This window comes from Acrocarpospora sp. B8E8 (assembly GCF_039871605.1).
Lineage (GTDB): Bacteria > Actinomycetota > Actinomycetes > Streptosporangiales > Streptosporangiaceae > Acrocarpospora > Acrocarpospora macrocephala.
Genome location: NZ_JBDPLV010000013.1, coordinates 83,007 through 92,260, shown reverse-complemented (window position 1 = coordinate 92,260; position 9,254 = coordinate 83,007). Strand labels below are relative to the sequence as shown.

Sequence of the window (9,254 nt, the reverse complement as noted above, 5' to 3'; positions counted from 1 at the left end):
GAACCGTGCATCTCGGACTTAAGGCCAAGGACTACGGCAACTGCGTGGTCGCGCAGAACTTCGACGGGACGCTAACGGTTGAACGGGCCGACCCGCGCATCCTCATCAGTGCCGAACTCCTGAACATCGTCCGGAACCTAGACCGCGTCGATTGGATGCATCCCGGCGTCGCGCTCGTGGGCGACGTCTTGACGATCGACGGCAGCAATCAGACGGTGGTCTACCGGATCGGCGAGAAGGTCCCAGACCGGTACGCCTACTACGCGGAATGGCCGGACTAGACCCGAGCGAACTCTCCGACGATCGCGCGGACCAAGTCCGCATTGCCTTCGGCAGCCACGTAGCGCGCGGCTAGTTCGCCGTTGGCGATGTGGTTCGGGGAGCCGAGGCCCATCGTTTTCTCGTGGTAGAGGTGCCAGATCGCGCCCGGATGCTTCACGGTTGGACCAAGCAGGGCGTCAGCGGCAATCCGGTAGCACGTATCTTCGTAGCCGAAAGCGACAAAGCGCTCATCCATCCCGCCCGCACGCCACCAGGCGTCTGGGCGGATCACCCAGTAGCCTCCGGTTGCCCAGTCGTGGGCAAGTTCGGTCTCACACGCCTCCGGTGGATTGCCGCCGAGAAACAGGCGGGTACCGTTCTCGCTCAACCCCCTGAAGCTCACGTACGGCAGGTGGAGCAAGCCGTCTTCGTACGCGCCGTGGATAGCGGCGTGAAGCGGTTCGGGCTCCGCGAGGGTGTCGGCGTCGGCCAGGATCACGACGTCACATTCGGCCTCTTGGGCGAGCCGTACGCCTAGGTTGCGGGAGCCTGCCCGGGAGAACGGGTCATGCCCGGAGTCCACGTCAAGGTGGACGGCGTCCGGGAGAAGCTCCCGCAGGTGGGCGCGTACGGTTTCGTGATGGCGCTGCCGGTCGGGGCTGCTTCTCGGCCACCACGGGATCGCAGCTGCGACCTTAAGCGAGGGCACGTCTCACGCCCTCCTCGATGCTCACTTCCGGCACATAGAAGGACTCCATCAGGTATGGCACGCACACCCGGTGCGCGACTCCCGCAGGGGCGTCCGTCCGGTAGTCGAACGCGGGACCATATCCGGCCTCGGCCGCGAACAGCTTGGCGAGGTCGGTCATCGACGTACCGACGCCCGTCCCCAAATTGACGGGTCCGTCCACGTCCTGTTCGACGGCGGCCAGGACAGCGCCCACGACATCGTCTACGTGGATCCAGTCCCTGACCTGCGTGCCGTCGCCCCAGATCGTGAACGGATCCTCGCGCCGGCGGGCTCGCTGGGCGAACGCCGCGAACGGGAAGTCCGGGCTCTGGTCTTGGCCATAGCCGGAGAAGGGCCGCACAACCGTGACCGAGCCGCCCTGGGCGCGGTAGGCCTGCGCGAGGCGTTCACCCATCAGCTTGACCTCGCCGTAGATCGCGTCCGGCCGCTCCGGGGCGTCCAAGCGGATATGGCCTTCGCCGAGTCGCACCGCGAGGCCCTGCGACTGGAGCGCGATCGGGTACGCGGCCGAGGAGCTGAAGTAGACGACCCGGCCCGGCTTGGTGCGCGCCGCCCACGCGAACATGGCGGCGTCCAACTCCAGGCACCCGGCCCCGACCGTCGCCGGGGAGTTGTCGATCGCGGAGCGGTGCGGCGCGACGGCGGCACAGTGGAACACGGCGTCGTATCGGGTCTCGTCATCCCGGAACAGGTCGCGGGCGTCGTGCCCGTTGACGATGTCCACGAGCACGATCGTGTGGCCTCGCTCGAACAGTGCTGAAGCCAGATGGGAGCCGATGAAGCCCGCCGAGCCAGTGATGAGCGCTTTCACGTGTTGCGGCTCCTCCCGGCGATGATCTGCGACCAGGCCACGCCGATGTGCTCCAGCACTTCGAAGTGGGGGGCGAACAGGGATGCGTAACCTTCTTCGTCCCATGCCCACGCGTGGCAATCGCCGTGGCGCTCGCCCGTTTCATGACGTGGCGAGGACGCGACGACGTACTCGGCGTTGCGGGAGACCCATTCGACGACGCCATGGGGATCTGCCACGTGCTCCAAGACTTCGGTGAGTACCGCGACCTGTCCCCAGCGGGGCACGTCCCTGCCGCCGAAAACATCCCGGTGCTCGGCGGTGATCCCGCGCTGCTCCCAGCCTTGGGCGCTGGCGGGATGCCAGTCATAGCCCCACGATGGAATGTCTTTGATCAGGCTGAGTAGCCCTCCGTCGCCGCAGCCGAGATCCACCACGCTGGCCGGGTTCAGTTGCCGGACAAGTCGCGCCGTCTTCAGTAGGCGCTCGCGGTGGTCGGCCTGTTCCAGGTGGGGTGCGCGTTCACGGTGCTCGTGGAATTCGAAGGTGCTGACGTGCGGCAAGTCGCCGTCGAAGAGACGCCACTCCGTCATCGGCACCCCCAGAACTGGAAGGTGTAGCCAGGGGCCACGTGCGGATCGAAGGCCAGGTACAGGGTGGGCGCCCATCCGGCTGTGGCGAGCATGCGCCGCATCTCGGCGTCGTCCCATGACCAGTAGTGCTCGGGGTTGCCGTCGTTGTCTTCGGCGTTCGGCGTGGTCAGCACCAGGGCGTCGGCCTTGGCCCGGATCGCCGCGAGCAGGGCGTCAGGGTCCTCGACGTGCTCGATCGTCTCCGAGAGGATGAACAGGCCGACGCGGGCGATCTCGGTGACGGCCCGCTCGATCGGCCCCGCGTGGGCGCGGCCAGGAACGAAATCGCCGTACACCTTTTCGGCGACGTCGAGGCGGTCCAGGATCGCCCCATCGCCGCATGACAGATCCGCCGCCGAGGCCAGACCGTACTCGTCCACCATCGACTGCGCTAGCGCCACGGTGAGCGCGATCCGTGCCCGGTGCTCCCGCCAGCGGGAATGGTCGTACGGGTGGGCGTACACCTGCTCCAGCTGCTCCGGGGTGTAGAACGGGCGGAGTTGGCGGCGCACGGAGTCACACCCTCGTCGCGTCGTGCGGGATGCGTAACTCGTCGCTGCCCGTGAAGCCCTGGCCGACGAACCGGCCCGGTCTGCGTGGGATCGGGAAGGGCCTGCGGTCGGGCTCGAAGTCGAAGAACTCGTCGTGCACCATCAGCGACTTGCGCGCGATCGGGTAGACGCGATCCCGGAGCCAATGCTGATCCACCTGGTAGTAGTCCGCGCCGTGTTCGGCCGGGAGTAGCTCCCAGATTTGCCGTGCACCCCGGCGCGTGCAACCCCACATGCCGGACAGCATCTTCGCCCCATGTTCGGGATGGTCACGCATGATGTGGAAGTCTTTGCCCGACTGGAGCCACTCGAAGACCGCGGACTGCTCGCGCGCGTCCGGGCGTGAATCGCAGTCGCGGAACAGGTGCGCCTCTATATGGTCGTGGGCCAGCGCCCGGAACCGCCACGAGGTGGAGAACCAGTCCTCCGGCTCGCCTGCCATCGGAACCAACTGGACGTCCCGGTGGGCGAGGAGTTTTTCGCGGACGTCTTCGCCTATCGAGTCGCCGATGTAGAAGCGGCACGCCCAGCCGGGATAGAACTCGTCGCGGAGTTCCAGGTTGCGGATGGCGCCCAACTGGTACATGGGGTCGGAGCCGTACAGGCTGAAGCTGATGACCTTCACAGGAGGGCTCGCAACTTCTCGGCGTCGCGTGGCAGGTCGTTGGCTTTCCACTGTTCGTAGGCTGCGGAGTCGCGGCCGACCACGCGAGGGCTGTTGACATCGTCGTAACGCTCATCCTGTGCCGCTTTGCCGACGATGGGATGCATGTGCTCGATCACCACGTCCGGAAGGTAGCGGAGCCGGTCTACCGCCTGCCCAAGCTCCTTCCAGGCGTTGTCCACCCACAGATGCTCAAGGCAGGGCGGGGCCATCCAGCCGAGCGTCTGGACGATGTCTGACGTCATCGCCGCAGCTGTGGGAAGGTCAGGACCCCACACAAGGTCATCGCCGTAGACGATCCCGGTACCCATCTCCCGCAGTGCGGACACGATGCGCTCGTTCCATCGCGCGGTACGTGGCCTGTGGTCGTCGCCGATGAACGCCAGCGCGAAGTAGTCCGGCGCGTGCGCGCGTGCGACCGCGTTGAGAGTGCCGACCAGGCGAAGGCGTCCTCCTACCTCCCAGTGGATGCCCCGCTCGTTGCAGACGTCCTGGTAGTCGAACAATGCCGGGTCGTCCTGGTCGACCGCGACAAGCAGATGCGCCGCATCGGTCGTGTTGGGCAGCCATGCCTCGTCCCACAGTGCCGCGATGTTGTGTGGGCGTCCACGCGAGGGGACGATCACCAGAAGGTCAGCCACGCCACTCCTTACGCATCCGCCACTTGCATGTAGCCCCAGATCGCGGTCTCTGTGTCGTCGCCGAGATCGACCACGATCTTGTACAGCCACTTTCCCGGGGCTTGGGTGACCGCCACCGGGATCTCGCCCTTCACCTTGCCCGCCGCGGCGTCTACGACCGTCAGCCCATCGCCTTCGGACAGGTGGTGGGCGGTGTCGTCGTCATCCTCGACACCAGCATGCGGCTTGATGATCGCCGTAACCGTTACGGCGGACAGGTTCAGCGGAGTCTCATCGGTGGTGATCTGCCAGGTGCGGGAAGTCTCGTCGCCCTCGATCAGCCGGACGTTCACGATGGAGGCCACAAACACCTCCCGAACTGGCGGATATTGAGCCTATGGCAGGATTCGGCATGACCTGGCATGAGCAGGTAGGATTAGGCGCATGGAGAGAAGCGAGATTTCGCGCCACGAGATCGAGGTCCTCAAGGTCCTCAGCGGCAACCAGACCTCATGGCTCAGTAACGCCGAGATCGCCGCGCGGGCTCAAGGCGTTGCGCCGCGTACGGTCCGCGCCACCACGCTGAAGCTTGTGAAGGCTGGAGTCCTCGACCAAGCAGAAGTGTTCCCTGGCCACCGCTTCCGACTGGCCGACAGGGCAGCTCAGCGCAATCGGGGCTACTTTGACCGCCTGCACCGGGCGGCCGAAGTCTTCGGGGTTGAGTTGACCGTCTAGCTACGCTCGGATCAGGGTCCGTCTCTCGGGACGGGCCCTGACGCATTTCAGACGAGGGACCCACCGAGCCGCGAATCTGCCGCCAATGACCCGCCTAAGGCCCCAACGGAGGTCAATCTGCCACCAAGACGGTAGAGAGTGGGGCCTGGCCCGCCATCTGTCGCCGTAGCCGTAAAAGTGAACGTGACCGACGCATGCCCATGGACGCGGCGGCGGCCCGAAGCCGTGGCCACACAGCCCACAGACAGGACAGCCGTGCCGCGGACTGTTCTCCGGCCCGTCGCCGACGCCGCGAGAGCGCCGAGTGACGCCGTGGACGCGCCCTTGACCCGTCTGGTGCCCGAGCCGGTGGCAGACAGGCTGCCGAGCGAGGCGCTCGCGGTGCCGTGAACGGTGCGCCGGCCGTTGGCGTGAGCGGTCAGCCCGCCAAGGTCCGCTGCTGCGACGCCGACGACTTCGCCGGATGAGTTGCCGCTCGCGGTCGCGGTCAGGCTGCCCAGGTCGGCTAATGCGGTGCCGTAGGTGGTGCGCTTACCCGAGGCCGACGCGGTGAGACCACCCAGCGACGCTGCGGCGTGGCCGTGGACGGTGCGTTCTCCGATCGCCGTGGCGGTGAGCCCGCCGAGATCGGCAGTGGCGGAGCCCACTGCGGCGGACGTGCCGGACGCCGTGGCCGTCAACCCGCCAAGGTCGGCGGAGGCTTGGCCGTGAACCGTGCGGACGCCGGAAGCGGACGCGGTGAGTGATCCCAGAGATGCCGCTGCCTGCCCGTAGGCCGTCCGCTCTCCAGCGGCGACAGCGGAGAGCCCGCCGAGTGAGGCCGTCGCCTGCCCGTGAACGGTCCGCTGGCCCGACGCGGAGCCGGTCAACCCGCCAAGGCCTGCCACGGCTACGCCGTGAACCGTCCTGCCGCCGGAGGCTGTCGCGGTGAGCGCCCCGAGAGACGCGGACGCGACACCATGGACGCGGCGGACGCCCGACGCCGTCGCGGTCAAACCGCCCAGATCGGCGACGGCTGCACCGGTGACCTCATCTGCCGAGGTGCCCGAAGCGGATGCGGTGAAGGAGAACGACGCGGATGCGGCTCCGTGAACGGTCCGCTGTCCGGTCGCTGACGAGGTCAGGGATCCGAGGTCGGCGGTCGCCGCACCTGTGACTTCTGACGGTCCTCCGCCGCCTGCCGGGCCGATCCAATCCACGTCGGAAAGCGCCACGTCGTCGAAGTGCGCCGTCAGGGTGTTGGAGATGACGCCGCAGCGCATCCGCAGCGGGTTGATCGCGCCGGGCGAGCCGCCCACGATCTCCTGGGTGTAGCTGTCCACAGCGGCGTCAGCGGTGTGGTAGACGCGGAACCGGACTTCAGTGGCGTTGGTGACCTTGATTTCGATGCGGAACCAGGCGTCGCGCGGGTAGGCGGCGGATGAGTTGCCGGACAGGGAGCCGGTGCCGTGCAGGAATCCGAGCGTCCCGGCCGCGTTCAGCCGGACGGTCGCCATGATCGTGTTTCCGACGTTGAGGATGCGGAACACGTTCGTGTTCGACGCGGGCGCGTCAGCTGTCGCCACGTACATGTACACGCGGGCGTAGATCGTGGCGACGGACGCAAGACCTGACGTCCACCCGACGTAGCCGTCAGACGCGCCGGACACCTTAAACGACACCGAGCCGTGCGCGGCCTGCTCACTCGAATAGGTGATCGGCGAGTCGATGGCCACCAGGTTGAACGCGTTCCCGGATGCGCCGCCCGAGTTGCCGGTCGTGATGTTCGCGCCAGGAGTGCCGCCCTCGAAGCTGTTGGAGAGCGTGGTCATCGCTCACCCCCGGACCGGCGTCAGGGTGTGCAGGCCAGATTGGCGAAGCCGAGCGCGGCACCGGTGACGGTGTTGCCGCAGGCCACGACGTTGCCCGTCGTACTGGGATCGTGGACGTAGAAGCCTCGGCCAGGTCCCTGCACGTCAGCCGCGTTGCCGGTGAAGACGTTGCCCAGGCCCCAGTCGCCGAGCCCCGACTTTGTCAGGTTGCGGTGGTGGGTCTGGAAGCCGTCCAGCAGGCTGTGGACGCCGGTGTTGCCCGTGATGAGCCAGCCGTTGCCCTTGACGTCAACCCAGGAGTCCGCGCCCTCTTCGGTCTGGCCCGACCCGTCGAAGGAGTTGCCGGACGCGATCCCGTCCGAGGTGCCTTCCTTGATGTCGATGCTCTCGGCGGTGGTGTCGTAGATGGTGTTGCCGGTGATGGTGTTGCGGTCGGATGCGTCCGGCAGGCCGCCCGTGAGTGCACCCCAGTTGGCATCCGAGCTGCCGATGTAGACGCCCTCGCCGAACTTCTCCCGCCGGTTCCCCGTGTCGTAGATCGTGTTGCCGGTGACCAGGCTGTCGGTGGTGAAGGCGCGAAGGTGAATGCCCTCATCGCCGACGCCGTGCACGGTCAGCGCCTCGACGGTGACGTGCGCGGACCCGTCCACGATCACGCCCTTTTGGGCGTCGGTGACCGTGAAGCCGTACAGGTGCCACCAGTCCGCGCCAACCAGATGCAGGCCGTACCCGCTGGAGATCCCGTCATCGGTCAGGACCGCGCCGGGGCCGCCGCACAGCCAGATCGGATCGGCCTCCGTACCGGGCGTGGACGCCGCCCAGCCGTCGGCGTAGACGCCGTCCTGAATGTGGATCACATCACCCGGGACGGCAGCGCCGAGAGCGGCGGTCAGCTGTACCTCGCTCGCCACGGTGACCGTCGCAGCCGGGCATGGCCCGTCCGCGTGGGCGGTGGCAGGCAGTGAGAGCAGGCCGAGAGCGAGCACGGCAGCGGCGAGAATGCGGGCGTAACGCAAAGGGACAACTCCAGGTGGTTTAGGGATCGGTGGCGACGCCGAGAAATACGTCCATCTCGCCGATGGGGATCGTGAAATCGTCCGACGTCGAGACGGCGTTGGCGGTCATCAGGCCGGAGAAAAGGAACGTGCCGACGGTGGAGGCGGACCAGGCCGACCAGTGCGTGTAGTCCTCCGCGCCCGCGACGCCCGTCCAGGTGAGCGCCGCCGTGTTGGAGATCGCACCCGACGCCGCGTCGGTGCCGAACGTGGCCTGGATCCGGTCGGTCTCGGTCGCCGGGCTTCCAGTGCCCGCCGCTCCCGGATCGCCGACGTGGAGTTTCACCCACACCTCGTCGGGTTCGACCCACGGCGTGGATCGGCAGAGAGCGTTGAGGATGCTGTTCGCGACCCCAGAGGCGAGTCCCACAGCCATGACAGCCACCCCTTCCAGGGCGTAAAGAAAGCCCGCACGATGGCGGGCAAGAGGGTCCAGCGGATGCGTTGGGGCGTTAGTGGACGCGGGTCTTGGATGCGTTACAGCCAGGCCGTCTACACCGGTACGTGACGACGTTGCCGATGGTCTCTACGCGCTCCCAGGCGTGGGTGAAGGGCAAGCAGCGGCGGGAGGCCATGAGACCTCCCGTGGGCGCTCAGCCGTAGGTCTTTACTCGGCGCTTCTCGTAGCCCGGAACGACGCGGATCACGCTCTCGTGGGCGTACCACTGGCAGGTGTAGAACGCCTCTCGGCTGCCGAACCCGGTCATGTCATCGGGCCACGTGTCTTGGCGTTCCAGGCCGCCCCATAGGCCGTCCGGGCGCTCCAACCAGAAATGGAGGTGGGCGCGCTGGCCTGCCACTTCTACGAGTGGGGGCAGGTCTTCGGCCATGGAGGGATGCTACCCGGAGACCCGAACGGGTATTCGAGTCAGTCGCCGAACTCTGCGGCGGCAGCTCCGTACGCCGACGCCAGCAGATCCACCGCGTCCCCTTCGGAGTAGCCCCGGGCGACAAGATCTTGCGCCAACTCCTCGTACAAGGATTGGCCGTCCGAGTGCCACCAGCCTTCACCACCAGGGATAGCGGCGATCTTCTCGGCGAGAGTCACTCGTTCACCGCCTCTGCCGTGTCCAGAGCCCACGAAGGGTCGTAGTCCGGGTGGGTCGAGTACCGGGCAGCGAGGATGCTCAACGTCGGGATCGGCCAGTACTCATCATCGCCAGCCCCGTAGTAGCCGATGTGGGCGGCGATCAGACGCCTGCACATCTCCACATCCTGCCGTACGCGAGGCGCGGTGACCACGATCGTGTTGTGCAGGTAGTCGTCGTCGTAGACGTACAAGGCGTAGTCGCCCGGTTCGGGCTTCTCGTCTGCCTTGTGGGCCTCATCGATCACGGCGAGGTCTTCGGCGAGACGAGCCTCAAGGAACTCAACGATGGACATC

General features: G+C 66.9%; 15 protein-coding genes. 2 read left to right on the top strand and 13 right to left on the bottom strand.

The annotated features are described in order from the left end of the window. The first annotated feature begins 5 nt into the window (after positions 1-5). Entirely contained in the window at positions 6-281 is a 276-nt protein-coding gene (locus ABGB08_RS15075) for a hypothetical protein (RefSeq protein ID WP_347590575.1), read from the top strand. Here ABGB08_RS15075 and ABGB08_RS15070 read toward each other — a convergent pair. The 7 genes from ABGB08_RS15070 to ABGB08_RS15040 all read right to left on the bottom strand — a co-directional run bounded on the left by ABGB08_RS15070 (position 278) and on the right by ABGB08_RS15040 (position 4,634). Continuing rightward, on the bottom strand, positions 278-760 hold the full coding sequence (locus tag ABGB08_RS15070; protein WP_347590573.1) for a hypothetical protein: 483 nt from the start codon (positions 758-760) through the stop codon (positions 278-280). The genes ABGB08_RS15075 and ABGB08_RS15070 overlap by 4 nt on opposite strands. Before the next feature lie 196 nt (positions 761-956). Beyond that, positions 957-1,823, bottom strand: coding sequence for an NAD-dependent epimerase/dehydratase family protein (locus ABGB08_RS15065; protein WP_347590571.1), 867 nt, complete (start codon positions 1,821-1,823; stop codon positions 957-959). Further along, entirely contained in the window at positions 1,820-2,395 is a 576-nt protein-coding gene (locus ABGB08_RS15060; protein ID WP_347590569.1) for a methyltransferase domain-containing protein, read from the bottom strand. The genes ABGB08_RS15065 and ABGB08_RS15060 overlap by 4 nt, the downstream gene beginning before the upstream one ends. Continuing rightward, complete coding sequence (locus ABGB08_RS15055) at positions 2,392-2,946, bottom strand: hypothetical protein (RefSeq protein ID WP_347590567.1); 555 nt, start codon at positions 2,944-2,946, stop codon at positions 2,392-2,394. Before ABGB08_RS15055 ends, ABGB08_RS15060 begins: the two co-directional genes overlap by 4 nt. A gap of 4 nt (positions 2,947-2,950) precedes the next feature. Beyond that, a complete protein-coding gene (locus ABGB08_RS15050; protein WP_347590565.1) occupies positions 2,951-3,610 on the bottom strand; it encodes a hypothetical protein in 660 nt (219 codons plus the stop codon). Next, entirely contained in the window at positions 3,607-4,290 is a 684-nt protein-coding gene (locus ABGB08_RS15045; RefSeq protein ID WP_347590563.1) for a hypothetical protein, read from the bottom strand. Before ABGB08_RS15045 ends, ABGB08_RS15050 begins: the two co-directional genes overlap by 4 nt. Positions 4,291-4,298: 8 nt before the next feature. After that, positions 4,299-4,634 carry a hypothetical protein gene (locus ABGB08_RS15040; RefSeq protein WP_347590561.1) on the bottom strand — a complete coding sequence of 112 codons (336 nt, stop codon included), beginning with the start codon at positions 4,632-4,634 and terminating at the stop codon, positions 4,299-4,301. A gap of 79 nt (positions 4,635-4,713) precedes the next feature. Between ABGB08_RS15040 and ABGB08_RS15035 the strand changes: the two genes are divergently transcribed. Continuing rightward, positions 4,714-5,004 (top strand): hypothetical protein, encoded by a 291-nt coding sequence (locus ABGB08_RS15035; RefSeq protein WP_347590559.1) that lies wholly within the window; start codon positions 4,714-4,716, stop codon positions 5,002-5,004. Between the two features lie 47 nt (positions 5,005-5,051). Here ABGB08_RS15035 and ABGB08_RS15030 read toward each other — a convergent pair whose 3' ends face one another. The 6 genes from ABGB08_RS15030 to ABGB08_RS15005 form a co-directional block, all read right to left on the bottom strand. Next, positions 5,052-6,815 carry a hypothetical protein gene (locus tag ABGB08_RS15030; protein ID WP_347590557.1) on the bottom strand — a complete coding sequence of 588 codons (1,764 nt, stop codon included), beginning with the start codon at positions 6,813-6,815 and terminating at the stop codon, positions 5,052-5,054. A gap of 20 nt (positions 6,816-6,835) precedes the next feature. Further along, positions 6,836-7,831 carry a right-handed parallel beta-helix repeat-containing protein gene (locus ABGB08_RS15025; RefSeq protein ID WP_347590555.1) on the bottom strand — a complete coding sequence of 332 codons (996 nt, stop codon included), beginning with the start codon at positions 7,829-7,831 and terminating at the stop codon, positions 6,836-6,838. A 19-nt stretch (positions 7,832-7,850) separates the two neighbouring features. Beyond that, positions 7,851-8,246, bottom strand: a complete 396-nt coding sequence (locus ABGB08_RS15020) for a hypothetical protein (RefSeq protein ID WP_347590553.1) — start codon at positions 8,244-8,246, stop codon at positions 7,851-7,853. A 217-nt stretch (positions 8,247-8,463) separates the two neighbouring features. Then, on the bottom strand, positions 8,464-8,700 hold the full coding sequence (locus tag ABGB08_RS15015) for a hypothetical protein (protein ID WP_347590551.1): 237 nt from the start codon (positions 8,698-8,700) through the stop codon (positions 8,464-8,466). A 38-nt stretch (positions 8,701-8,738) separates the two neighbouring features. After that, the gene (locus ABGB08_RS15010) at positions 8,739-8,918 is read right to left on the bottom strand and encodes a hypothetical protein (RefSeq protein WP_347590549.1); all 180 of its coding nucleotides are present in this window, start codon (positions 8,916-8,918) and stop codon (positions 8,739-8,741) included. Further along, positions 8,915-9,253: a DUF6221 family protein gene (locus ABGB08_RS15005; RefSeq protein WP_347590547.1), complete on the bottom strand. Its 339-nt coding sequence runs from the start codon at positions 9,251-9,253 to the stop codon at positions 8,915-8,917. Before ABGB08_RS15005 ends, ABGB08_RS15010 begins: the two co-directional genes overlap by 4 nt. Position 9,254: the final 1 nt, after the last annotated feature.